The following is a 23703-nucleotide window of genomic DNA, read 5'->3' on the forward strand; positions in this document are numbered from 1 at the left end:
TAAGGGAGGACCAGATGACATCGACGACCATCAACAGAAAACCGCTGCACCCGCAAATCGCGACCTACGCACGCGATTGCCAAGACGGCAAACTGAGCCGCCGCGAGTTTCTGTCCTATGCAACCGCTTTGGGAGCCACAGCAGCGACCGCGCACCTGATGATCGGGGCAAAACCTGCGGCGGCCGCCGGACACGGCGCGACCCCGGCCATGGGGGGGACATTGCGGATCCAGCATCTGGTCAAGGCGATGAAGGAACCCCGGACATATGATTGGTCGGAACTCGGCAATCACTCGCGCGGATTCCTTGAGTATCTCGTGGAATACAACGCGGACGGGACCTTCCGGGGCATGCTTCTGGAAAGTTGGGAAGTGAACGAGGATGCGACCGTCTATACGCTGAACGTGCGTCCGGGCGTAACGTGGAACAACGGCGAGCCTTTCACGGCCGAGGACGTGGCGCGGAACGTGGCGGGGTGGTGTGACACGTCGCTGGAGGGCAACTCCATGGCAGCGCGTTTCTCGGGCCTGATTGATGCCGACACCGGGCAGGCGCGTGAGGGCGCGATCGAAATTGTCGACGACCTGACCGTGAGGCTCACCTTGTCCGCTCCGGACATCACCGTGGTTGCAAACATGGCGGACTATCCGGCTGCTATCACCGACGCCACCTACACCGGCGGCAATCCGTTCGACCATGGTATCGGGACTGGCCCCTACCGGCCCGTCAGCTTCGAGGCGAACGTGAAGGCCGTTATCGAAAAGAACCCGGACCATACATGGTGGGGCACCGAAGTTTACGGCGGCCCCTACCTTGACCGGATCGAGTTTATCGATTTTGGCGCGGATCCCGCCACGTGGATGGCAGGTGCCGAGGCCGAGGAATTCGATCTGACCTATGAAACCACCGGCGAATTCGTGGATCTTTTCACAGCCATTGGCTGGACCGGAACCGAGGCTGTGACTGGAGCGACAGTTGTTTTGCGCCCCAACCAGCTTGCCGAAGTGGACGGTGTGACACCCTACGCCGACGCGCGCGTGCGTCAGGGCCTTGCAATGGCGGTGGACAACAAGGTTCTGCTGGAGCTTGGTTACAACAATCAGGGCACAACGGCGGCCAACCACCATGTCTGTCCGATCCACCCCGAATACGCCGATATTGGCCCGGCACCCTACGATCCGGCAGCAGGGGTCGCGATGATCGAGGAAGCGGGTCTTGGCGATTACGTGCACGAGATCATCACGCCCGACGAGGAATGGCTGTCCAGCACCGGAGATGCCCTTGCGGCACAGCTGCGTGATGCCGGTCTGTCTGTGGAGCGCAAGATCCTGCCCGGTGCAACGTTCTGGGGCGACTGGACGAAGTATCCGTTCTCGTCCACGTCGTGGAACCACCGCCCTCTTGGCGTGCAGATCCTCGCGCTGGCCTATCGCTCCGGAGAGGCGTGGAACGAAACCGCGTTCTCCAACCCGGATTTTGACGCCGCACTGGCCGAAGCCCTGTCGATCGCGGATGCTGATGCCCGCCGCGCGGTCATGACCCGCGTGCAGCAGATCCTGCGCGACGAAGGTGTCATCATTCAGCCCTACTGGCGCTCGCTCTACAATCACCACCGGGGCGATGTGGTTAACGCTGAAAAACACCCAAGCCACGAGATCCACGTCTACAAGCTCGGCTTCGCCGCTTGATCTCTCGCGCACGCGCAAACCAGAGAGGCCGCCTGGCGGGGTGGCCTCTTTTCGCACGTCCTCATCGCAGGAACTGATCCATGTTGCTCTTCATCCTGCGCCGCAGTGGCGTGATGCTGCTGACGGCGTTGTGCGTCACATTCATCGTCTTCTTTCTGACCAATCTGGGCCCGAACCTCGAAAAGCTCGCCAAATCCGAAGGATCGGTGCGGATGACCGATGCCGAGGTGACAAGCTGGCTGGACCGCAACGGTTTCGCGCGGCCGATGATCCTACGCTATGGCGAGTGGCTGGGCGTTGTACCCGGCTGGACGCGGGAGGCAGAGGATGGTGGCCTGCGCGGGCGCTGCATCGATGGTCTGTTGCCCGCAGGCAGCCCGCCGCCTGCAACTTTCTGCGGCGTGCTCCAGGGGGATTTCGGTGAAAGCACGGTGTTCAAGGCGCCTGTCGGTGATGTGATCTCGGAACGGCTCGCGCTGACGGGCAAACTCATGTTCTGGGTGATGGTGGTCATGGTGCCGTCTGCCCTGCTCGTCGGGGTGCTTGCCGGCATGCGGGAGGGGTCGCGCACGGACCGGACGCTTTCGACCTTTTCCATCGCGACCACGGCGACGCCTGAATACGTCTCTGGCGTGGTTCTTGTCGTGCTTTTTGCCTCGTCCACAGCCGGCTTATCCCCGCTGTTCAAGGAATGGGGCCTGATCGAGGGGCGCACCATCCTGAAAGGATCGGCTGCGTCGGCGGCGGAAAACGCAACCTTCGAGAATTTTGCCCTGCCGGTGTTGACCATGGCCTTGTACGGCATGGGATACATCGCGCGGATGACGCGGGCCTCCATGGCCGAGGTCATGACCGCGCAGTATATTCGAACAGCGCGCCTCAAGGGCGTCAGTTTCAAGAACATCGTCATCAAGCACGCCTTGCGAAACGCGCTGATCGCCCCGTTCACGGTGATCATGCTGCAATTTCCGTGGCTGCTGACCGGCGTGGTGATCGTCGAGACGCTGTTCAACTACAAGGGCTTCGGCTGGACGCTTGTCCAAGCGGCCTCGAACAATGATATCGAGTTGCTGCTGTCATGTTCGGTGGTGGCTGTCGCGGTCGTTCTCGTGACACAGCTGATCTCGGATATCGGCTACGTCTTCCTCAACCCCCGTATCCGGATCGCATGAGGAGAGACCGATGGAACCGATGACCTCCCTTGAAATCTGGACCCAGGTGTTTCTGCAGTTCATGCCGGTCTGGGTGTCGCTGATTGCAACCTTCATGCTGTCGATCGTCTACAAGCGTCGGCTTGGTCTGTATGGCAAGCTGTTTGACAGCCCGATCGGAATGACCGGCTTCGCGCTGGTGATGTTCTGGATCTATACCGCCATCTTTGCCGATATCATCATCACCCATGACCCGATCCAGGTTCTGTCGGGCATGAAGAACAAGGTACCCGGCACGCCGGTGCCGGAGGGGGCCGAGGGGTTCACCCACTATCTGTTCGGCGGAGACAATCTGGCCCGCGACGTGTTCAGCCGCATGGTGATGGGGGCGCGAGAGGTGCTCAAGATCGCCCCTGCCGCCACGTTGTTCGCGTTCATGGTCGGCATCGTACTGGGCCTGCCGGCGGGTTACTTTGGAGGCAAGCTGGACGTGGTGCTGAGCTTTATTGCCAATATGGTCCTCGCCTTTCCGGTGATCCTTCTGTTCTACCTGTTGGTCACACCCGAGATCGTGGCGACCGGCATCCCGGTCTACATGGCCGCGGTGCTCTTCCTGTTCCCGATCCTGTTCCTGATCGTGCTGTGGAACTCGCGGTACTTCACGCAACCGGCCAAGCGCAACCTGTTCGTGGCGATCACGGTTGTTCTGGGCGGCTGGCTCTATCTGGGTCTGGCGTTCAACGCGGACCCGCTCGGCATCATTTCCATGCCGCCGAACGTCCTGATCGTGTTCGTTTCGGTGGTGTTTGTGAACTCGCCGACCGTTTTCCGGATCGTGCGCGGCATCGTTCTGGACATCCAGACAAGGGATTACGTTGCGGCCGCCCAGACCCGTGGCGAGGGCCCCTGGTACATCATGCTGTGGGAAATCCTGCCCAATGCACGGGGCCCGCTGATCGTCGATTTCTGCCTGCGCATCGGCTACACGACGATCCTTCTGGGTACGCTTGGGTTCTTCGGTCTGGGCGTCAGCCCGGAAAGCCCGGATTGGGGGTCGACCATCAACGAAGGTCGGCGGCTCTTGTCCGTCTATATCCATCCCGCCCTGCCGCCTGCACTGGCCTTGATGAGTCTGGTGCTGGGCTTGAACCTGCTGGCTGATGGCTTGCGCGAAGAAAGCATGAAGGATTGACCCTGCGCGCGCGACCGGGGGCCAGCCCCCGGACCCCCGAGGTATTTCCGCACAAAAGAAACGAGAGGATCCCAAATGACCGAGACCTATGACGGCCCGATCCTCGAGATCGAAAACCTCTCGATCTCGTTCTTCACACGACTGCGCGAGATTCCGGCCGTGATGGATTTTTCCTGCACCGTGCAACCTGGAGAGGCCATGGGCCTCGTGGGAGAGTCGGGCTGTGGAAAATCCACCGTGGCGCTGGGTGTCATGCAGGACCTGGGCGTGAACGGGCGGATTGTCGGGGGGTCCATCAAGTTCAAGGGGCGCGATCTGAACACGATGTCCCCCGAGGAGTTGCGCAAGATCCGCGGGCGCGAGATTGCGATGATTTATCAGGAGCCCATGGCGTCCTTGAACCCGGCGATGAAGATCGGCAAGCAGTTGATGGAAGTGCCGATGATCCACGAGGGGCTGTCGGAATCCGACGCTTATCAGCGCGCGCTTGAGGTGGTCACGGATGTGCGCCTGCCGGATCCCGAGCGGATGCTGAAATCCTTTCCGCACCAGCTGTCCGGCGGTCAGCAGCAGCGGATCGTGATCGCAATGGCGTTGATGGCCAACCCCGCTTTGCTGATCCTCGACGAGCCGACCACCGCCTTGGATGTCACTGTCGAGGCCGCTGTGGTCGATTTGGTGAAGGATCTGGGCAAGAAATACGGCACCTCGATGCTGTTTATTTCGCACAACCTGGGACTTGTGCTCGAAACCTGCGACCGGTTGTGCGTGATGTATTCCGGCGAAGCGGTGGAAACAGGGTCCATCAACGATGTGTTCGACAAGATGCGGCATCCATATACACAGGCGCTCTTCCGGTCGATCCCGTTGCCGGGGGCGGACAAGACCGCGCGCCCGCTGGTGGCCATTCCGGGCAACTTTCCCCTGCCCCATGAACGCCCGCCCGGGTGCAATTTCGGGCCGCGTTGCGGCTATTTCGAAGAGGGGCGATGCGATCAGGGTGAGATCGGAATGGCCGAGATTGCAGGCGACGACCGGCATGCCTCACGCTGTCTGAGGTTCCAGGAAATTGACTGGACCGCTCCGCCGAAGGCGGCGGGCGGTCAGATCAATTCCGAGCCCGGCAAAGTCGTTCTGAAGATCGACAACCTGAAGAAATACTACGAGGTCGCAGCCAGTGCGCTGTTCGGCGGCGACAAGAAGGTCGTGAAGGCGAACGAGACCCTGAGCTTCGAGGCGCGGGAAAGTGAAACCCTTGCAATCGTTGGAGAATCCGGCTGCGGGAAGTCGACCCTCGCCAAGGTCCTGATGGGGCTGGAAACCGCCACCGACGGCACAATCCTGATCGACAACAGGGAGGTGCAGAGCACCGAGATCCAGGACCGCGAAACCAGCACGGTTTCGAACGTTCAGATGGTATTCCAGAACCCGTTCGACACATTGAACCCATCGATGACAGTCGGACGGCAAATCATTCGCGCGCTCGAGATTTTTGGCGTTGGGGACTCCGAGGACGAACGGCATGAGCGCATGCTGAAACTTCTGGACCTCGTAAAGTTGCCACGGGCGTTCGCGGACCGGATGCCCCGGCAGTTGTCAGGTGGCCAGAAGCAGCGCGTGGGGATCGCGCGCGCGTTTGCCGGAGAGGCCAAGATCGTGGTCGCGGATGAACCTGTCAGCGCACTCGATGTGTCGGTTCAGGCGGCTGTGACGGACCTGCTGATGGAGATCCAGCGGGAGAACAAGACGACACTTCTCTTTATTTCTCATGACCTTAGCATTGTGCGGTACCTCAGCGACAGGGTCATGGTGATGTATCTGGGCCATGTCGTGGAACTGGGCACAACGGACGAGGTGTTCGCCCCCCCGTACCATCCCTACACCGAAGCCCTGTTGTCGGCCGTGCCGATTGCGGACACCTCTGTCGAGAAGAAAAACATTGTCCTTGAAGGGGATATCCCGTCCGCCATGAGCCCACCGACCGGCTGCCCGTTCCAGACCCGGTGCGGTTGGAAACATCGGGTGCCGGGGGATCTGTGCGAGCGTGAGGTGCCCCCGATCCAGACGTCCGAGACCGGGCACCAGATCAAGTGCCACCTGAGCACAGAGGTCTTCGACGAGATGACGCCGGTGATCAAGGTCACCGCCGAATAACCGCGTTGGGCCGGTTTTGTACGTTTTGTAGCGCTCGAAAATCGCCTGTTTTACATTTTGTAGCAAAACTGCGCGCGCGTTCACCGCGCACGTTCGAGAGCGTTCTGAAGCGGCGAACAGCGTCGTTCCGAATTGCTGTTGTCCGTGGTGATTGCAGGCGGTTCCCTCCGTCGCGACCCGGCATGGAATCAGCACCCATGTCGCAAACAGACAAAATCGTGTCGCACCAGTTATCCGGGCGGACTGGGTGAAAACGGCGTTTTAAAGCCCTTTGACGTCCGTTTTCGCGGCAATTGGGTCGGTTTCAACCTTGACCGAGCAGGTCGAATTCAGGACGCTGGACCCCTGAGCGCCCCTGCCCCGAGACAAATCAATAATGGCGCATCATTTTGCGGAAGGCTTCAGACTTGCCTTCCGAGGGAGAGAGAAAAAATGCCTGTCAAACCACCTGTCACCGACCTTCCTATCAAGGTCGCGGAGAGCGGTTTTTACCGCGGGTTTACGAAGGACGTGGCGATTACCGGGAAGCTGCTTGTGGGCGGCCTGATCCTGTGGGCGATCGCATTTCCCGACCAAGCCGCAAGCGTGCTGGGATCGCTGAACACGATCATCCTGGCCACATTCAATTACTGGTACGTCTATGTGATGGCGTTCTTCGTCATCCTGTGTTTCGCGCTGGCGCTTTGGCCCACGGCGGGCAAACTGCGGCTCGGGCACGATGACGACCGCCCGGAATTCTCGAACTTCTCATGGTTCTCGATGATGTTCGGGGCCGGGATCGGGATCGGGATGCTAACGTTCGCCACCGCCGAGCCGATGTATCACTGGGGGGCAAACCCCGCCACCATCACCGGTGAGCTAGAAGGATCGACCGCAGGAAACGTGCGGGAGGCCTATATCTGGTCGTTCACCCACTGGGGGCTGGCGGCTTGGGCGTCCTATGCAATCGTCGGGCTGGCCCTGGGGTTCTTTGCCTATCGGCGCGGCCTGCCGCTTACCATCCGGTCGGCCCTGACGCCTCTGTTTGGTGAAAAGCTGTCAGGTCCGATCGGGCATGTTGTCGATATCGTTGCGGTTGTGGCGACGGTGCTGGGTGTGTCGCAAACGCTTGGCTTCGGGGTGGAGCAGTTCCTATCCGGCCTGTCGCGCATCGGGTTTGGCGACTGGCTGTTCACGACCACGGCAGACGGATCACAGACGTCGTCCACACTCGGGATCATCTTTGCGCTCGCCGTGATCATGGGGGCCTCGACCCTGTCGGCCCTGTCCGGCGTGGGCAAGGGGATCAAGTGGCTGTCGAACATCAACATGGGGCTCAGCTTCTTCGTGCTGATCTTCTTCCTGATCTTCGGCTCGACCTTCTTCGGATTGCAGGCGCTGTTTGTCGGCATGTGGGATTACCTCGTGTCGATCCCCGGCAATATCTTCACCGTTTGGGTGGGCAGTTCGACCGAAGCGATTGTCGCCAGCCTGCCGGCTACGGTGCAGTCCCTGCCCGCTGAGGATCTGACCGCGATGGTGGAGGCCGCCAAGAGCCCCTGGGGCACGCTGGCCTCCTTCACCGAGGGGCTGCCTGCTTCCGCTGCTGCCCTGCCCGCGGGCGACATTGCCGCGACCTATGCGGCGGCGACCGAGAACCGGTTGTCGGGCTGGCAAGGGGCCTGGACGATCTTCTACTGGGCGTGGTGGATCGCGTTTGCGCCCTTCGTCGGCGTGTTCCTTGCGCGTATCTCCAAGGGGCGGACGATCCGGGAATACGTGCTGGGTGCGCTGATCATTCCCGCGATCATGTGCTTTGTCTGGTTCGCCATGGTGGGCGGTACGGCCATCGATCTGGAACTGAGCGGCGTTGCCGATGGTGCCATTCAGGGCGCGGGCCAGTCGGATCAGTTGTTCGCCATGCTGGCGGTGATCCTGTCCGAAGGTCTGGCCTATGTGATGTCGATCCTGATCGTCATCCTGCTGCTGACCTATCTGGTCACCTCTGCCGACAGTGCGGTTCTGATCATCAACACGATCAATGCCGCGGGTGACGAAGGCCCCAAGGCGCGTCCGCACATCCTGTTCTGGGGGGCGGCGCTGGCCTTCGTGGTGGGCGGTCTGATCATCGCGGGCGGTCTGGGCGCGATCCAGACGGCGATGGTGATCGGGGCACTGCCCTTCAGCCTTGTGATGGTCCTGATGGGGCTGTCGCTGATCAAGGCGATCTGGAAGGACGGTCAGCGGCTGAAGCACGGGTTGGAAACGACCCATGTGGAGCCGACCAGCGCGCCGGACGCCACACCGGCCGAGTAAGCCGCGCGCACAAGTTCGAGATCGGGCGGGGTGTTCCCCGCCCTTTTTCGTTTGCGGGCATTCCGGCGCCCCGGCGCAAACCGACGCTGGCATGTCGGGAACGGGCTTGCCCAAAGGCACCCCCTGCCCCCAGCCTGAGACAAATGGCAGGAGGCGCATCATGAAAACCCACACACGCGTGTGCATCATCGGCGGCGGTGTCGTCGGCTGCTCGGTCGCGTATCACCTGACCAAGCTGGGCTGGTCGGATGTGGTTCTGCTGGAGCGGTCGGAGCTGACCTCGGGGTCAACGTGGCACGCGGCGGGCGGGTTTCACACGCTCAACGGCGATACCAACATGGCGGCGCTTCAGGGGTACACGATCGGGCTTTACAAGGAGTTGGAGGCGCTTACGGGGATGTCCTGCGGCTTGCATCACGTGGGCGGCATCACGCTGGCCGATACACAGGACCGGTTCGACATGCTGAAGGCCGAGCGTGCCAAGCACCGCTACATGGGACTGGAGACCGAAATCTTGTCGCCGGATGAGATCAAGGCACGTGCGGAGCTCGTGAATGTCGAGGGGATCGTTGGCGGGCTCTACGATCCGCTGGACGGGCATCTCGACCCCTCGGGCACAACCCACGCTTACGCAAAGGCCGCGCGCATGGGCGGGGCCGAGATCGAATTGCACACCAAGGTGGAACGCCTGACCCCCCATGCCGAGGGCTGGGAGGTCGTGACCGACAAGGGCGTTCTGATCGCCGAGCATGTGGTCAATGCGGCGGGCCTCTGGGCGCGGGAGGTGGCGGAAATGGTCGGCGTTTACCATCCGCTCCTGCCGATGGCGCACCAGTATATCGTGACCGATGACATCCGGCAGATTTACGAGCGCGAAGGCGAATTCCCGCATGTGATCGACCCGGGCGGGGAAAGCTATCTGCGACAGGAAGGACGCGGGCTGTGCATCGGGTTCTATGAGAAGAAATGCGAGCCCTGGGCCGTGGATGGCACGCCGTGGGATTTCGGGCACGAGTTGCTGAACGATGCGTTCGACAAGATCGAGGACAGCATCGCCTTTGCCTACAACCGGTTCCCGGTTCTGGAAACGGCGGGCGTGAAGTCGGTAATCCACGGGCCTTTCACCTTCGCGCCGGACGGCAACCCGCTGGTGGGTCCTGTGCCGGGGGTCCGCAATTACTGGGCGGCCTGCGCGGTGATGGCGGGCTTCAGCCAGGGTGGCGGCGTGGGCCTGACGCTGGCGCAATGGATGACCACCGGCGAGACGGAGCGCGATCCGCGCGCGCTGGACGTGGCGCGGTTCGGGCACTGGACGACCCCGGGCTATACCGTGCCCAAGGTGGTCGAGAACTACCAGAACCGGTTCTCTGTCTCCTACCCGAACGAGGAACTGCCTGCCGCGCGTCCCTTCCGCACCTCGCCGGTGCATGACCTGCTCGATGGGATGGGCGCGGTCTGGGGGCAGACCTATGGTTTGGAGGTGGCGAATTACTTCGCACGAAACGGCGACGCGCGGTATGAAACCCCGAGTTTCCGCCGGTCCAATGCGTTTGGGCCAACCGGCGCAGAGGTGGCAGCCGTACGCGGCGCGGTGGGGATCAACGAGCTGTCGAACTTCGGCAAGTATCGCGTCACGGGTCCGAACGCGCGCGCCTGGCTGGACCGGATCATGGCCGGGCGCATCCCGCAGCCCGGGCGTCTGTCGCTGACCCCGATGCTTGCGCCCTCGGGTCGGATCTATGGCGATTTCACGGTATCCTGCCTGTCGGAGACGGAGTTTCAGCTGATCGCCTCCTACGGCGCGCAGGCGTTCCACACACGGTGGTTCGACACCCATGCCGAGGACGGTGTCACGGTTGAAAACCTGTCGGACACGCGCCTCGGCTTTCAGATCGCGGGGCCGCGCGCGCGGGACCTGCTGGCCGCCTGCACCCGCGCGGACGTCAATGCCGACGCGCTGCGGTTCTTCGATGTTCGGCACATGACGGTGGGCATGGCCGACTGCATCGTCCAACGGGTCAGCTATACGGGCGATCTGGGGTATGAGATTTATTGCGACGCACCCGCGCAACGCCACCTGTTCCAAACGCTGTGGCAGGCCGGGGAGCCGATGGGGCTGCGTCCGTTTGGCATGCGCGCGATGATGAGCCTGCGGCTGGAAAAATTCTTTGGTGCGTGGAGCCGCGAATATTCCCCCGACTACACCGCTGCGGAAACCGGTCTCGATCGGTTCATCTCGTTCACCAAAAACAGCGATTTCATCGGCCGCGCCGCCGCGGAGGCGGAACGCACCACCCCGCCTGCGCGGCAGCTGCACGCGTTTGAGGTGGCGGCGGATGACGCGGATGTCGTGGCCTATGAGCCGATCTGGCTTGACGGCAAGGTGGCAGGGTTCTGCACCTCGGGCGGGTTCGCACATCATTCCGGCAGGTCGGTCGCGCTTGGGTTCGTGCCGCGTGAAGTCGCTCAGGACGGGCTGGAGGCAGAGATCGAGATCCTTGGTACACGACATGCGGCACGTCTTATCACCACGCCGCTTTTCGATGCCGACGGGGCGCGGATGCGCGGCTGATCTTCGTCAGGTGCGAAGGTATCCCAGCCGGAAACTGAAATTCCGATGGCGTGCCCGCGCCGAACTTGGCACCGTGCGTCCATGACAGATCGCATCGTCATCCTTGCCGCAGGCCAATCAACCCGGATGCGCGGGGCGGACAAGCTGCTTGAAGATGTCGCGGGTCAGCCTGTGTTGCGGCGTCTGGCGATCACGGCGCTCTCCCTTGGCTGGCCGGTGCATGTCGCCCTGCCCGCAGCGGATCACCCGCGTACGAAGGCGCTGGAAGGTTTGGAGGTAGAGGTCCACGCGGTTCCAGAAGCCGCCGAAGGCATGGGCGCGACCTTGCGCGAAATGGCGCGAAATTTGGGAGCGGATACGTCCGGCCTTCTGGTGATGCTCGGGGACATGCCCGATATCGATACGCAGGACCTGGCGCGCCTTGTTGCGGCGCGGGACGCGCAGCCAGACGCGGCGATCTGGAGAGCGGCGACGCGGGATGGCGCGCCGGGTCATCCGATCCTTTTTGCCGGAGAAACGCTGCCCGCGTTTGACCGGCTGTCTGGCGATGATGGCGGGCGCGCGGTGGTCAAGGCGTTTGCGGACCGGGTGCATCTGGTCCCCCTGCCCGGTGTCCGCGCGCGACTTGACCTCGACACGCCCGAAGACTGGGCGCGGTGGCGCGCCAGCCAGCAGCAGCAGTAGGATCACATCAGCGTCGGCGCGATCCGGTCCATGTCGCGCAGAGACAGTTGGCGCGGAACCTCAGAAGCAATTTGTGCTTGCAACATCTTGCGGCGCAGCGTGTCCGTTTCGTGCCAAAGCGCCTGAAGCAGGGTTTGGGTGGCGCGCGACGTCTGGTCCTGAAGCGTGTGCATGATATCCTCCTGTCTCTCTGACAGGAGTAACTTAAGCCATCACGCGTGAAAGCATTTGCGCAGCCCTGCCAAGAATAGTGGTCTGCGCGCCAAAGAGCAATTCGAGGAAGATGAGGCTGGTACCCGAGGTCGGACTCGAACCGACAAGATGTTGCCATCGGGGGATTTTGAATCCCCTGCGTCTACCAATTCCGCCACTCGGGCCTCTGTCGGGGGAATATCGCCCCGCAGCACGAGCGTCCAGATCGAAAACGCAAAGGTTTGCATCCGGCCGCCGGGTTTCTTATATCTAGAGGGTCCCTCGGGACTATGGACATAAACGCGCTCGTAATAAGCGGATCGGACCCGGGGGCGGTACCCGGCGGCTCCACCAACCATCCCTTCGTTTGGGGGCAGATGGGGCCGAAACAGGATCGACGAACGTCTAAAGGTGTTAGCTTTGTCTCGGTGAGGTACCACCGTTATCGGTCCGAAACGTACAGTTGCAAACGACAACCGTGCTCCGGTGGCAGTTGCTGCTTAAGCAGTAACCAAACCGAAATTTAAGCCCTTGCGCCTAGCCGCGTAAGGCGGGGTTCGCAGGCACCTGGCAACAGAAGCCTGCACTTTCCCGCGACCTCAACCCAAAGACGCAATTCGGCCTTGCCATTGGCGCGGCACCGATCAGACTGCGCGGAATGCGCGTGTTCTGTTTGGCCCTCACAGCTTGTCTCGTCCTGTCCAAACCGGCGGCGGCCTGCACGGTCGCGTTGTTGCTGTTGATGGATGTCTCGCAATCCGTGGATGCCGGGGAATACCGGCTTCAGACCGAAGGGCTCGCCCGCGCTCTGGAGGACGGCGAGATTCGCGACACCATGATCCGGGGCGAGATCGCGCTTGCCGTCATGCAATGGTCCGGTCGCGGAGCGCAAAGCCTGTCGATCCCGTGGCGGCAGATGCGGTCTGCCGCCGATCTGGACGCCTTTGCCGCGGATGTGCGCACCATGCAACGCGCGTTCCTGATGTCCAACACGGCGCTGGGCGATGCAATCACCGCCGGGCTGGCCCGGCTGCGGGACGCCCCGCGGTGCGGGCGGCAGGTGATCGACGTGTCCGGCGACGGGCCGGAGAATGCCGGGGGCGCCCCCTTGACCGCACGCCACCGGGCCGAGCGCGCCGGGGTCACGATCAACGGGCTGGCGGTGGAATCGCTCGGGCTGTCGATCACCAATTATTTCCGGTCAACCGTGGTCACGCGGGGGGGCTTCGTCGTCACGGCCCGGGGGTATCGCGACTACGCCCGCGCCATCCGCGAAAAAATCGCGCGCGAGACCGCGCAGATCATGTTCTGAGCGTCCGTGATGTGTGTTGCGCAACTGTCGTGTGCGGCCGCTAGGGAGGGGGCATGACGAGTACCCCGGCCCCTTCGTTGTCCGAGATTGCGCGCGTGTTCGGCAGGATCGGGCTGTTATCCTTCGGCGGCCCGGCTGCACAGATCGCCATGCTGCAAACCGAAACCGTGGATCGCAGGCCTTGGCTGACCGGCGAAAGCTTTGCCACGGGCCTGTCCTTTTGCATGCTGCTGCCCGGACCCGAGGCAATGCAACTGGCCACCTGGTGCGGGTGGCGGTTGCGGGGCCTTCCGGGGGGCGTGATCGCGGGCGGCCTGTTCGTGCTGCCCGGCGCGCTGGTGATTCTGATACTGGCGCTGGTCTACGCGTATCTGGGGGATGTGCCGCTGGTAAGAAGCCTGTTTCTGGGTGTTCAGGCCGCGGTGGTCGCTATCGTCGTGCAGGCGCTGATCCGCCTGTCGGCGCGCGCGCTGACCCGACGCTCCGACTGGGTGATCGCGGCGCTGAGCTTTGCGGCCCTGTTCGTGTTCGACCTGCCGTTTCCGCTGGTACTGGCGGTCGCCGCACTTTACGGCGCGACGCGCGTGACCTCCCACGGGCCGTCTGCTGCGACCCTGCCGCGTCCGAACCTGCCGCTGGTCGCCGGATTTATCGCGCTGTGGTGGGGGCCCATTCTGGCCCTGTGGCTGAGTGGCGCTGCCCTGCTGACGCAAATCGCGCTGTTCTTCTCGAAACTCGCGGTCGTCACCTTTGGCGGGGCCTATGCCGTGCTGGCCTACATGGCGCAGGAGGTGGTGGAGGAGCGCGCATGGCTCGACCCCGCAGAGATGATCGATGCGCTGGGTCTGGCCGAAACCACGCCCGGCCCGCTGATTCTGGTTACGGAGTTTGTGGGGTTTCTGGCCGGGTTCGGCGCAGGCGGGGCGGGGCTGGGCATCGCTGCGGCGGTGGTCACCTTGTGGGTGACATTTGTGCCGTGTTTTCTGTGGATTTTCGCCCTTGGCCCCTACATCGACTGGGTGTCCGGACAGCCCAGGCTCGCCGGGGCGCTGTCGGGAGTCATGGCGGCTGTCGTCGGGGTGATTGCCGCGCTGGCACTGTGGTTCGCGATGCAGGTGCTTTTTTCTGACCAGATCGCGTGGGTGCTGCCCGTGGGGCTTGGCACGCTCGGCCTGCCGGTTCTGTCCAGCGTGAACCTTGTCGCCTGTGCCCTGAGCGGTTTTGCGGCGGTGCTTTTGTGGGCGAACCGCCTTGGCGTGCCCGCAATTCTGGCGATCTGCGCGGGGGGGGCGTTGGCGGCCAGCGGCCTTTAGACGCGAAAGACCTGCGCCGGGGCATCCGCCCCCTTCCCTTCAACCGGCGGAGGTTCTAACCTGTCCTCAGGTCGCGAAAGGTCTCCGCAGATATGCCCAAGGGTCTTGATTACGGAAACATGATGCACGCTGCGATGCGCACCCTGATCCAGGATGTGCTGCATCAGGTGAGCGAGGATGGACTGCCCGGAGAGCACCATTTCTTCATCACCTTCGACACGACACATCCCGATGTGGAGCTGAGTGACTGGTTGCGCGAGCGCTATCCCGAAGAAATGACGATTGTCTTGCAGCACTGGTTCGACGGCTTGGATGTCCAGCCGGACGTATTTTCTGTCACGCTGAACTTCGGGGACCAGCCCGAAAGCCTGACCGTGCCGTTCGACGCGATCCGGACCTTTGTCGATCCGTCGGTAGAGTTCGGCCTGCGGTTCGAGACGCAGGAAACCGACTATGACGAGGATGAGGATCACGACGGCGAGGTGATCCTTGATACGCCTGCGCCCGAGATCACGCCGATTGCCCCGGAGCGGAAACCCGCCGGGCCGAAAGACGCGCCGTCCAAGGATGCCGAAGTCGTCAGCCTTGACAGTTTCCGGAAGTAGAACGACCCGGCCCCAGCGCCCGCATTAAAGTTAATTTCCACGCCTGTGCCGCCGCACGGCCCTGATCCTGCCCGTTTTGAGCCGCAGACCAGCATGATGACCGGGGCTTTTTCATATCTGCGCAAGGTATTGGCGGTGGGTTTGACGGCCGCGTTCTGCACGGATGCGGGGCAGGCAGATCCGATGCGGCCGTTCTCCATCTGGCTGGCACAACCCTATGACGTCGCGGTTCCGCTTACGGCTTCGATCTACATGCCCGAAATCTCGCGCGCCTTGCGGGCCACACCCCCGCCGCCGAGGTCTCGGTTCAACGTGCAGATCACGCACCGCAAGCTGAGCGGATCCGTGCCTCACCAGTTGCTGAACCGCGTGCGCGACCTGCCGGCCTATGGTGGCGAGGCCAGGGGCATCGCGGCCATTCACCTGACCGGCGGGAGCACCGATCTGCGCACGCTGGCAACTCAGCCATCCGTACGACCCTATCTCAGGTGTGCCGAGACCCGCTGCACGCTGACTGCGCCGCTGCTTGTGGCCGAAGGGGCTGCGCTGAGCATCGATGGAGTGCGCCTTGATCTTGTCCAGGACACTGGCGCGCTCTTGGGCAACCACGGGACGCTATATATCCGCAACAGTCATATCGAGGCAGTCCTGCCCCGCCTGACCGAGCTGCGCCCGGAAGAGCGTGATTTCCGCCCATTCATCGCCGGGCTGGAAGGATCGACAACGCAGCTGATCGGATCGACATTCGTCAATCTCGGGTTTTCCGGCTCCTCTGCCTATGGTGTCTCGATTTCTGCCCGCAAGGGCGAACGCGCCCCGACGGGGATGCTGATCGGGAACGTGTTCGAGGGGCTGTATTACGGATTCTATTCTCATCACGCGCATAACATCGCCATTGTCGACAACTTGTACCGCGACAACATCGTCTACGGGATCGATCCGCATGACTATTCGCATCATTTGTGGATTCTCGGGAACCGCGCCTACGGCACCCGGAAGAAGCACGGGATCATCATTTCGCGCGGGGTGACCGACAGTGTGATCGCGATGAACCGCAGCCACGACAATGCGCGGGCCGGGATCATGCTGGACCGGCATTCGTCGAACAATCTGGTCATCTACAACCACACCTGGCGCAATGCGTATGACGGCATCGCCATCTACGAAAGCTCCGGCAACCTGATCGCGCACAACACCGGTGCCGAGAACGGCAAGACCGGGCTGCGCATCCGCAACTCCGCAGACCTGATCGTTGCGCATAACTATTTCACGGGCAACCAGACCGGTATCAAGGCTTATACCGGGCGACCGAACGGGTTCCAGCGCAAGGATGAAGACATCTACACGATGGAGGTCACGGCCCGCATGGTTGGCAACACCGTGACCGGAAACCACCGCGAGGACATGTCGATCAAGGGGTGCATCAGTCGCATCGTGTTCGCCGAGGACTTCGGAAACCAGCCCGGGTTCACCACCCGCACCGTGACATTCGGCGGCGAGCAGCAATGGCGCGCCATGCTGGACCGCGTGGCCGAGATCACGCGTGGGCATTTGGACGTCAATTATACCTGCCCTGCCACCCTTGTGCGCCCGGCCGTTGAACGCGCCGCGCGCGAAGCCCGGCAGGCCGAACGACTGCGCGTGCTGGCGGCGGAACAGGCCACCCTGCGCCAATAAGCCCGCACACCCCCCGTTGCCCAGACCGGCGCACACCGCTACAGCGTATGCGAACGTATACCAGCCGGGAGCAGACCATGACCGACACTCGTACCGAGACCGACAGCTTCGGCCCGCTTGAGGTGCCCTCCGACAAGTATTGGGGCGCGCAGACGCAACGCTCGATCATGAACTTCCCCATCGGATGGGAGAAACAACCGGTTGCCATCGTGCGCGCACTGGGGGTGATCAAGAAGGCCTGCGCGATGGCCAACAAGGATAGCGGCAAGCTGGACCCGAAACTGGCCGATGCAATCATTCAGGCGGCCGGCGAGGTGATCGAGGGCAAGTTCGACGACAACTTCCCGCTGGTTGTCTGGCAGACCGGATCGGGCACGCAGTCCAACATGAACTCCAACGAGGTGATCGCGAACCGCGCGATCGAAATCCTTGGTGGCGTGATCGGATCGAAAGACCCGGTGCATCCGAACGATCATTGCAATATGGGCCAGTCCTCGAACGACACGTTCCCGACCGCGATGCACATCGCCGCCGCCACGACCGTGCGCGACGTGCTGCTGCCGGGGCTGGAGAAGCTTGCCGCGGCACTGGAGGCAAAATCGGACGAGTTCAAGGACATCATCAAGATCGGCCGCACGCACACGCAGGATGCCACACCGCTGACCCTCGGCCAGGAGTTCTCCGGCTACGCCAAGCAGGTCCGCAACGGGATCGAGCGGATCAAGCTTGCCCTGCCCGGCATCTACGAACTGGCACAAGGCGGCACGGCGGTTGGAACGGGGCTCAACACCTCGCCCGGCTGGTCCGAGACCGTGGCTGGACATATGGCGGACATCACCGGTCTGCCCTTTGTCACTGCGCCGAACAAGTTCGAAGCACTCGCCGCCCATGACGCAATGGTCTTCATGTCCGGCGCGATCAAGACAACGGCCATGGCGTGTTACAAGATCGCGAGCGACATGCGGTTCCTGGGTTCCGGCCCGCGGTCGGGTCTGGGGGAGTTGATCCTGCCCGAGAACGAACCCGGCTCGTCGATCATGCCCGGCAAGGTGAACCCGACGCAGGCCGAGGCGATGACGCAGGTCTGCGCGCATATTCTGGGCAATGACGCGGCGATTGCCTTTGCCGGCAGCCAGGGTCATTTCGAGTTGAACGTCTATAACCCGATGATGTCCTACAACCTCTTGCAATCCATGACGCTGCTGGGCGATGTCGCTGACAGTTTCACCGAGCGGATGCTGGTCGGGACCAAGGCCAACGAGGAACGGATCGACAAGCTGATGAAGGAATCGCTGATGCTGGTGACAGCGCTTGCGCCGACCATCGGGTATGACAATGCCACCAAGGTGGCCAAGACCGCCCACAAGAACGGCACCACCCTGAAGGAAGAAGCCATCGCGCTGGGATTTGTCGATGAAGAAACCTTCGACCGTGTCGTGCGGCCCGAGGACATGATCGGTCCGAAGTGATTTGGGACCGAGACTGACGTTCTGGTTCGAGCTCGCCTCGACCTACTCCTACCTCTCGGCCATGCGCATCGATGCGCTGGCCGAGGCGGCGGGCGTCGAGGTGGACTGGCGTCCGGTGCCGCTGGGACCGATCTTTGCACTGCAGGGGTGGAAAACGTCCCCCTTCAATATCTACGCCGCGAAGGGCGCCTATATGTGGCGGGACATGGAGCGGATTTGTGCAGCACGCGAGCTGCCGTTTCAACGCCCCGCGCCGTTTCCGCAAAACTCGATCCGCGCCGCGCGGGTTGCTTTGGCCGCGCTCGAAACCCCGCAGGGCCCCGAGTTCGTGCGCGCCCTTTATTCGGCGCAGTTCGCCTATGGCGCGGATATCGCCCTGCCCGAGGTGATCGTGACCGCGCTGGAAGAGGTCGGCCTGCCCGCCCTGCTGATGGAGGCCGCAGGCAGCCCGATGTACAAGGAGCGACTGAAAGACAACAGCGCGGAGGCGGTGTCGCTCGGCCTGTTCGGCGCACCCAGCTTCACCGTCGGGACGGAAGTGTTCTGGGGAGACGACCGGCTGGAAGACGCGCTGGACTGGGCGAAAGTCAACGTCTGAATTTCGCCTTTGACGTGCAAATGGGCTTGCAACGGCGCTGCGCGCGCAGCAAGCATTGGCCATGAGCAATATCACGAATCTCCGCACCGTTCGAAAGCAGAAAGCGCGTGAAGCACGCCGTGTAACTGCATCTAAAAATGTTGAAAAACATGGGATGAGCAAGGCTGCGCGCGTGCTCGCGGCGGCGCGGGAAGAGACGCGATTGCGCAAGCTGGATGCGCATCAGATCGAAGAAGAATGACCCGGGGGGCACTGCGACCGGTCAAACATTCCCTGACCTTGCAGGGGCACCGCACATCTGTGTCGCTGGAGCCGGAATTCTGGGAGGCGTTTCGCGAAATTGCCGCCGAGCGCGGACAGCCGATCAATGTGCTTGCGGCCGAAATTGATGCCGACCGCGGGACGGACCGGGGGTTGGCCAGCGCGATCCGCGTGTTCGTGCTGACCGAGACGCAGAGGCAGGCGGACTAGCTGCCAGGCTCGATCGACACCTCCCGGTTGATCATCGCAACATACTCGGAAATCGCCTCGGCGCTTTGCGGCTGATACAGCCGAATGACCTGTGTCCAGTCCGGCTGCACGTCGATGTTGTTGGGCTGACCCGGGCAATTGTAGCGGAAGGTGATCGAGCCATCTGCGTTGGCCTCTGCTGCGCGATCGTTGAGGGCAAAGTTCTCCTCCACGATCCAGCTTTCGTCGCTGTAGGTGGTCACCGAATAAAACGCGCCTTCGTCAAACTTCAGCGGCGGGCGTGGCAGGGTCATCTGCGAACACACCCCATCGGCTGCCGCGCCCGTCGGCACGATGGTCGAGATATAGACCGCGTCCGCATAGGGCAGCCCGCCCCACCCTTTCGCCGTGGCGATCAGGAACATGTCCGGGTCGACATCTTCGGGTCGCCCGAAAAACAGCTCGGGCTTGTCCGCCTCCCCTGCGCGCGCCACGAGTTGCGCGCGCACGGCATCAAGGCTTTCCGTGTCGAATCCTTTCGGTGTGTATGGCTCTGCCGAAGTTGCCTCGATCAAAAACCCATCCTGATGGGCGTGCGCCTCGGCAAGTCCTGCCGCATCGGTCGACTTGAGGCCGGTGCGCATGTTGAGAAAAAGGTAACGCCCCGTGGTCAGATCGTCGGGCGTGAGCGTAACGCTCTCGCCAGCGTAGAGCACATCCAATGTATAATGGCTTTCATCGATGATCTGAATCATCGACAGGTAATCCCACGCGGGATTGGTGATCGTCACCCCGCCCATCGTGTCGACCACGGCATGGCTGTAGAGCACATCCTTGTTCTCGGTAATGACGAACTGATTGTCGGGCCCTGACGGATCGCGCGCGTGTCGGATCGTGTTGATCGCATGCTCAGCGGAGTGTTCGGCCATGTAGCGGTCGGTTTCCGCAATGGGAAAGTTTTCAAGCGTTACTTCGGTTCCGCTGGCTCCGGCTTGTGTGGTGCAGATCAAGAGAGCATAGATCGGGCGCGCCAATCGGGTCATGAGGTGTCCCTCGGGTTTGCTGTCTAGGATGAATTCTCGGAAGTCTTGCACTGCAAAATTCACGGCGAAATACGACGTTGGTTGAAGAAGCTCAGAACATCACGCCCACGAGCCACAGCGACAGGCCGGGAAAGGCCACGAGCACAACCACACGGATCAGGTCGGAGGCCACGAACGGTGTCACCCCGCGATACGTCTTGCCGATGGGAATGTCGCGTGCCACCTGGTTTATGATGAAAAGGTTCATGCCCACAGGCGGTGTGATCAACCCCACCTCCACCACGATCAGCGCAAGGATGCCGAACCAGATCGCGGCCTCTTCTGGTGTCAGCCCGAAATCGAGCGCCTGCACGATGGGAAAGAAGATCGGGATGGTCAGCAGGATCATCGACAGGCTGTCCATCACGCAACCGAAGACCAGGTAGCACAGCAGCATCGCAGACAGCACCATGAGCGGCGCGAAGCCTTGCGTTGTGACCCACTCGGCCAGAAGCTGCGGCGCCTGCGTGAAGGCAAGGAACGAGTTGAACAGCTGCGCGCCAAGCACGATGAAGAAGATCATCGCCGTGGCTGACGCCGTGCCAAGGATCGAGTCCAGCAACCCGCGCCAGGTCAGACCGCCGGTCAAAGCCCCATAAAGCCCGGTGGCCACCGCGCCCACGGCAGCCCCTTCGGTCGGGGTGAAGAGCGCCTGTACCCCGTATTGCGCCCAGTTCCAGTCCCCGGCGATGCCGCCCATGACCAGCCCGAAGATCACCACGACCGGCCAGATCCGCACCAGCGTCCGCATGCGCCGCGCGATGGGCATCCGTTCTGCCGTGGTGGCGGCGTCCGGGCGGATGCGGACGTAGATCGCAACGGTCAGGATATACCCTAGCGCGGCGATGATGCCGGGGATCAGAGCGGCAATGAACATCTTGACGATGTTTTGCTGGGTCAGGATCGCGTAGATGACAAGGATCACGGAGGGCGGGATCAGGATGCCGAGCGTGCCGCCCGCTGCCAGCACCCCGGTGCTGAGCGCGTCGGAATAGCCGCGTTTGCGCATCTCGGGCAAGGCGACCTGCCCCATGGTGGAGGCCGTCGCGAGGGACGATCCGCACACTGCCCCGAACCCCGCGCAGGCGCCGACTGCGGCCATGGCCACCCCGCCCTTGCGGTGCCCGAGCCAGTCGCTTGCGGCCTCGAACAGGGCAGCCGACATGCCGGACCGGGTGGCGAACTGCCCCATCAGCAAGAACAGCGGCACAATCGACAGCGAGTAACTTGAGAATGTATCGAAGCTGAGGGTTTTCATCTGGCTCAGCGTTGCATTCGGATGGCCCAGCACGACCCATGTCCCGATGAACCCGGTCGCCCCCATCGCAACGGCAATCGGAACGCGCAGGAAGATTGCGCAGAGCATCAGCGCAAATGCGGCGAGGGCCAGTTCGATACCGGTCAAGGGCGGCCTTCCTGCCCTGCGAGGGTCCAGTTGAGGCTCCGCCAGACCGTGTAGGCGGACACGATCACGAAGATGACGGCTCCGATCAACGCAAGGCCGTACGGAATCCAGATCGGCAGTTCGAGCTCATACGTGGTTTCGGGAAAGAACGGCTTGAAGCCCATCGACAATGCAGCGCGCAGGCTGTCGGAACCGTAGGGAAACTTCTCGCCGAACCCGAGATAGAGCCGCCACGCGATCAGGGTGGCGGCAACCAGCACGCAGATATCGCCAACCAGCCCGAACCCCGCATGGCCGCGCCGCGGCAGGTGATCCACAAGGATGTCCACCGTCACATGCCCGCGCTTGAGCTGGCACCACGGCAGAAACAGGAACACCGCGATGGCGCAACCCAATTCCACAAGTTCGAAATCGCCGCGGATCGGCCCCAAACCGACCGAGATCAGCGCGCGTCCCGTGATCGACAGCACCGTCAGCACCGAGATCGCCACAAGCACCAGCCCGCCTGCATAGGCAAGCCCCCGTGCCAGCGTTTCCAGCGCGCGGCCCAGTCGGGCTTCGGCAACGGGTGCGATCATGCGGGCGCGTCCTCGGGTCTCAGGTGTCGGCGCGTTGGCCAAGGATGGGCGGGCGTGTGTTCAAGGTGGCAACGTCCATGCCCGCCAAGGCTTTATAGCTTGTGGCCTGCGATGCAAGCTCCTCGCGCGTGATCACATCTTCGATCCGCTCGAACCCGTCCGGAGCGCGTTCGGCAACAACGTCGAGGATCTTGTCCGGGCCATCGCCGCGATTGGCCAGTACGAGTGCGTTCACCGTTTCCCGCCGGTCGGCCTCATACCGGGCGAGCGCGGATTTGACATCGCTGCCCTCGATCAGGGCGCGGGCCAGATACCGTCCGTCAAGGATGGCCTGGCTCGCGCCGTTGGACCCGATGGGATACATCGGGTGCGCCGCATCCCCCAGCAGCGTCACCCGGCCGTGCGACCAGCGCGGCAGCGGATCGCGGTCGACCATGGGATATTCGTAGATCGTATCGGCCTTGCGGATGACCTGCGGAACATCGAGCCAGTCGAACACCATATCCTCGAACGCCGGCAGGAAGTCCTGCAGCCGGCCCTCGCGGTTCCAGTCCTGCGGGGCAAACCCGGCCCGCGCGGGGTCGTGAATGTCGGCGATCCAGTTGAGCAGGCTGCGCCCGTCCGGACGGTCCGCAATTGGATAGACCACGAATTTGCGCGCCTTGGACCCGATCATGCAGACCGTGCGGCCATCGCGTAGGCGGGGGGCTTCGGTCGTGCCGCGCCACATCATCGTCCCGCCCCAGCGCGCAGGGCCTTCATTCGGGAAGAGCCTGGCGCGCATCGCGGAATTGATCCCGTCTGCCCCGATCAGGACCGATCCGCGTTCGCGCCCGACCGTGTGGCCGGTTCGGCGATCCATGAAGGTGGCGGTGATGCCGTGGCTGTCCTCTTCCCAGGATTTCAGCGCGTAGCCTGCGAGGACGGAACCGCCCCGCTCCAGAAACGCCCAGTAGAGCGCCATTTGCAGTGCCCCGCGATGAATGGAGTATTGCGGCCAGTTATAGCCAGCCTGCATCCCGCGCGGCTCTTCCCAGACAAGGTTCCCTTGGGCCGTGAAATAGGCAAGCCCTGCGGTCCGGAGGCCAATCTCATCGAGCGCGTTCTCGAGGCCAAGTTCAAAAAGCTCGCGCGCGGCGTGGGGTTGAAGGTTGATGCCGACGCCAAGCGGGCGCACCTCCCGCACGGCCTCATAGACGGTGCAGTCTATCCCGGCCTGATGCAGGGACAACGCAAGGCTCAGCCCACCGATCCCGGCGCCTGCGATCATCACCGTCATGAACCCA

At 62.6% G+C, this 23703-nt stretch carries 20 protein-coding genes, 1 tRNA gene and 1 other RNA gene; 16 read left to right on the top strand and 6 right to left on the bottom strand.

The window, feature by feature from the left end:
• The first annotated feature begins 14 nt into the window (after window positions 1-14).
• The 7 genes from ACP15N_RS01035 (at window position 15) to ACP15N_RS01065 (ending at window position 11736) form a co-directional block, all read left to right on the top strand.
• The gene (locus ACP15N_RS01035; protein ID WP_425090361.1) at window positions 15-1688 is read left to right on the top strand and encodes an ABC transporter substrate-binding protein; all 1674 of its coding nucleotides are present in this window, start codon (window positions 15-17) and stop codon (window positions 1686-1688) included.
• Window positions 1689-1768: 80 nt separating this feature from the next.
• The gene (locus ACP15N_RS01040; protein WP_425090362.1) at window positions 1769-2860 is read left to right on the top strand and encodes an ABC transporter permease; all 1092 of its coding nucleotides are present in this window, start codon (window positions 1769-1771) and stop codon (window positions 2858-2860) included.
• A gap of 10 nt (window positions 2861-2870) precedes the next feature.
• Complete coding sequence (locus ACP15N_RS01045) at window positions 2871-4031, top strand: ABC transporter permease (RefSeq protein ID WP_425090363.1); 1161 nt, start codon at window positions 2871-2873, stop codon at window positions 4029-4031.
• A gap of 75 nt (window positions 4032-4106) precedes the next feature.
• The gene (locus ACP15N_RS01050; RefSeq protein ID WP_425090364.1) at window positions 4107-6185 is read left to right on the top strand and encodes a dipeptide ABC transporter ATP-binding protein; all 2079 of its coding nucleotides are present in this window, start codon (window positions 4107-4109) and stop codon (window positions 6183-6185) included.
• A 432-nt stretch (window positions 6186-6617) separates the two neighbouring features.
• Window positions 6618-8480 (top strand): BCCT family transporter, encoded by a 1863-nt coding sequence (locus tag ACP15N_RS01055; RefSeq protein ID WP_425090365.1) that lies wholly within the window; start codon window positions 6618-6620, stop codon window positions 8478-8480.
• Between the two features lie 160 nt (window positions 8481-8640).
• Complete coding sequence (locus ACP15N_RS01060; protein ID WP_425090366.1) at window positions 8641-11052, top strand: GcvT family protein; 2412 nt, start codon at window positions 8641-8643, stop codon at window positions 11050-11052.
• Between the two features lie 81 nt (window positions 11053-11133).
• Window positions 11134-11736, top strand: coding sequence for a nucleotidyltransferase family protein (locus ACP15N_RS01065; RefSeq protein WP_425090367.1), 603 nt, complete (start codon window positions 11134-11136; stop codon window positions 11734-11736).
• A gap of 2 nt (window positions 11737-11738) precedes the next feature.
• Here the strand turns inward: ACP15N_RS01065 and ACP15N_RS01070 are convergent, their stop codons facing one another.
• Both ACP15N_RS01070 and ACP15N_RS01075 read right to left on the bottom strand, forming a co-directional pair.
• Window positions 11739-11909: a hypothetical protein gene (locus tag ACP15N_RS01070; protein ID WP_425090368.1), complete on the bottom strand. Its 171-nt coding sequence runs from the start codon at window positions 11907-11909 to the stop codon at window positions 11739-11741.
• Window positions 11910-12026: 117 nt separating this feature from the next.
• A tRNA-Leu gene (locus ACP15N_RS01075) sits at window positions 12027-12113 on the bottom strand.
• 53 nt (window positions 12114-12166) lie between these two features.
• On the opposite strand from ACP15N_RS01075, the gene ssrA reads away from it, so the two are divergent.
• The 9 genes from ssrA to ACP15N_RS01120 all read left to right on the top strand — a co-directional run bounded on the left by ssrA (window position 12167) and on the right by ACP15N_RS01120 (window position 19373).
• Window positions 12167-12516, top strand: a transfer-messenger RNA (tmRNA) gene (gene ssrA / locus ACP15N_RS01080).
• A gap of 70 nt (window positions 12517-12586) precedes the next feature.
• Complete coding sequence (locus ACP15N_RS01085; RefSeq protein ID WP_425090369.1) at window positions 12587-13240, top strand: DUF1194 domain-containing protein; 654 nt, start codon at window positions 12587-12589, stop codon at window positions 13238-13240.
• A gap of 53 nt (window positions 13241-13293) precedes the next feature.
• On the top strand, window positions 13294-14553 hold the full coding sequence (gene chrA, locus ACP15N_RS01090; protein ID WP_425090370.1) for a chromate efflux transporter: 1260 nt from the start codon (window positions 13294-13296) through the stop codon (window positions 14551-14553).
• 92 nt (window positions 14554-14645) lie between these two features.
• Complete coding sequence (locus ACP15N_RS01095; protein WP_425090371.1) at window positions 14646-15158, top strand: SspB family protein; 513 nt, start codon at window positions 14646-14648, stop codon at window positions 15156-15158.
• 96 nt (window positions 15159-15254) lie between these two features.
• Complete coding sequence (locus ACP15N_RS01100; protein ID WP_425090372.1) at window positions 15255-16835, top strand: right-handed parallel beta-helix repeat-containing protein; 1581 nt, start codon at window positions 15255-15257, stop codon at window positions 16833-16835.
• 77 nt (window positions 16836-16912) lie between these two features.
• Window positions 16913-18304, top strand: coding sequence for a class II fumarate hydratase (gene fumC / locus ACP15N_RS01105; RefSeq protein WP_425090373.1), 1392 nt, complete (start codon window positions 16913-16915; stop codon window positions 18302-18304).
• Window position 18305: 1 nt separating this feature from the next.
• Window positions 18306-18902, top strand: coding sequence for a 2-hydroxychromene-2-carboxylate isomerase (locus ACP15N_RS01110; RefSeq protein ID WP_425090374.1), 597 nt, complete (start codon window positions 18306-18308; stop codon window positions 18900-18902).
• A 61-nt stretch (window positions 18903-18963) separates the two neighbouring features.
• Window positions 18964-19143: a DUF4169 family protein gene (locus ACP15N_RS01115; RefSeq protein WP_425090375.1), complete on the top strand. Its 180-nt coding sequence runs from the start codon at window positions 18964-18966 to the stop codon at window positions 19141-19143.
• Window positions 19140-19373 carry a ribbon-helix-helix domain-containing protein gene (locus tag ACP15N_RS01120; protein ID WP_425090376.1) on the top strand — a complete coding sequence of 78 codons (234 nt, stop codon included), beginning with the start codon at window positions 19140-19142 and terminating at the stop codon, window positions 19371-19373. Before ACP15N_RS01115 ends, ACP15N_RS01120 begins: the two co-directional genes overlap by 4 nt.
• Here the strand turns inward: ACP15N_RS01120 and ACP15N_RS01125 are convergent.
• The 4 genes from ACP15N_RS01125 to ACP15N_RS01140 all read right to left on the bottom strand — a co-directional run bounded on the left by ACP15N_RS01125 (window position 19370) and on the right by ACP15N_RS01140 (window position 23696).
• On the bottom strand, window positions 19370-20395 hold the full coding sequence (locus ACP15N_RS01125) for a DUF1254 domain-containing protein (protein ID WP_425090377.1): 1026 nt from the start codon (window positions 20393-20395) through the stop codon (window positions 19370-19372). The genes ACP15N_RS01120 and ACP15N_RS01125 overlap by 4 nt on opposite strands.
• A gap of 91 nt (window positions 20396-20486) precedes the next feature.
• Window positions 20487-21839 (bottom strand): TRAP transporter large permease, encoded by a 1353-nt coding sequence (locus tag ACP15N_RS01130; RefSeq protein WP_425090378.1) that lies wholly within the window; start codon window positions 21837-21839, stop codon window positions 20487-20489.
• The gene (locus ACP15N_RS01135) at window positions 21836-22417 is read right to left on the bottom strand and encodes a TRAP transporter small permease (protein ID WP_425090379.1); all 582 of its coding nucleotides are present in this window, start codon (window positions 22415-22417) and stop codon (window positions 21836-21838) included. The genes ACP15N_RS01130 and ACP15N_RS01135 overlap by 4 nt, the downstream gene beginning before the upstream one ends.
• Window positions 22418-22436: 19 nt before the next feature.
• Complete coding sequence (locus ACP15N_RS01140; RefSeq protein WP_425090380.1) at window positions 22437-23696, bottom strand: flavin-dependent oxidoreductase; 1260 nt, start codon at window positions 23694-23696, stop codon at window positions 22437-22439.
• Window positions 23697-23703 lie beyond the last annotated feature (7 nt).

The organism is Tropicimonas sp. S265A, from assembly GCF_049800835.1.
Taxonomy (GTDB): domain Bacteria; phylum Pseudomonadota; class Alphaproteobacteria; order Rhodobacterales; family Rhodobacteraceae; genus Dinoroseobacter.

Bases quoted from the DNA above. Each gene is read 5' to 3' on its own strand.
- ACP15N_RS01095 (WP_425090371.1), top strand. From the start codon at position 14,646: ATGCCCAAGGGTCTTGATTACGGAAACATGATGCACGCTGCGATGCGC.
- ACP15N_RS01060 (WP_425090366.1), top strand. From the start codon at position 8,641: ATGAAAACCCACACACGCGTGTGCATCATCGGCGGCGGTGTCGTCGGC.
- ACP15N_RS01070 (WP_425090368.1), bottom strand. From the start codon at position 11,909: ATGCACACGCTTCAGGACCAGACGTCGCGCGCCACCCAAACCCTGCTT.
- ACP15N_RS01035 (WP_425090361.1), top strand. From the start codon at position 15: ATGACATCGACGACCATCAACAGAAAACCGCTGCACCCGCAAATCGCG.
- ACP15N_RS01125 (WP_425090377.1), bottom strand. From the start codon at position 20,395: ATGACCCGATTGGCGCGCCCGATCTATGCTCTCTTGATCTGCACCACA.
- ACP15N_RS01120 (WP_425090376.1), top strand. From the start codon at position 19,140: ATGACCCGGGGGGCACTGCGACCGGTCAAACATTCCCTGACCTTGCAG.
- ACP15N_RS01045 (WP_425090363.1), top strand. From the start codon at position 2,871: ATGGAACCGATGACCTCCCTTGAAATCTGGACCCAGGTGTTTCTGCAG.
- ACP15N_RS01140 (WP_425090380.1), bottom strand. From the start codon at position 23,696: ATGACGGTGATGATCGCAGGCGCCGGGATCGGTGGGCTGAGCCTTGCG.
- ACP15N_RS01085 (WP_425090369.1), top strand. From the start codon at position 12,587: ATGCGCGTGTTCTGTTTGGCCCTCACAGCTTGTCTCGTCCTGTCCAAA.
- ACP15N_RS01100 (WP_425090372.1), top strand. From the start codon at position 15,255: ATGACCGGGGCTTTTTCATATCTGCGCAAGGTATTGGCGGTGGGTTTG.
- ACP15N_RS01115 (WP_425090375.1), top strand. From the start codon at position 18,964: ATGAGCAATATCACGAATCTCCGCACCGTTCGAAAGCAGAAAGCGCGT.
- ACP15N_RS01065 (WP_425090367.1), top strand. From the start codon at position 11,134: ATGACAGATCGCATCGTCATCCTTGCCGCAGGCCAATCAACCCGGATG.
- ACP15N_RS01050 (WP_425090364.1), top strand. From the start codon at position 4,107: ATGACCGAGACCTATGACGGCCCGATCCTCGAGATCGAAAACCTCTCG.
- chrA (WP_425090370.1), top strand. From the start codon at position 13,294: ATGACGAGTACCCCGGCCCCTTCGTTGTCCGAGATTGCGCGCGTGTTC.
- ACP15N_RS01040 (WP_425090362.1), top strand. From the start codon at position 1,769: ATGTTGCTCTTCATCCTGCGCCGCAGTGGCGTGATGCTGCTGACGGCG.
- ACP15N_RS01055 (WP_425090365.1), top strand. From the start codon at position 6,618: ATGCCTGTCAAACCACCTGTCACCGACCTTCCTATCAAGGTCGCGGAG.
- fumC (WP_425090373.1), top strand. From the start codon at position 16,913: ATGACCGACACTCGTACCGAGACCGACAGCTTCGGCCCGCTTGAGGTG.
- ACP15N_RS01135 (WP_425090379.1), bottom strand. From the start codon at position 22,417: ATGATCGCACCCGTTGCCGAAGCCCGACTGGGCCGCGCGCTGGAAACG.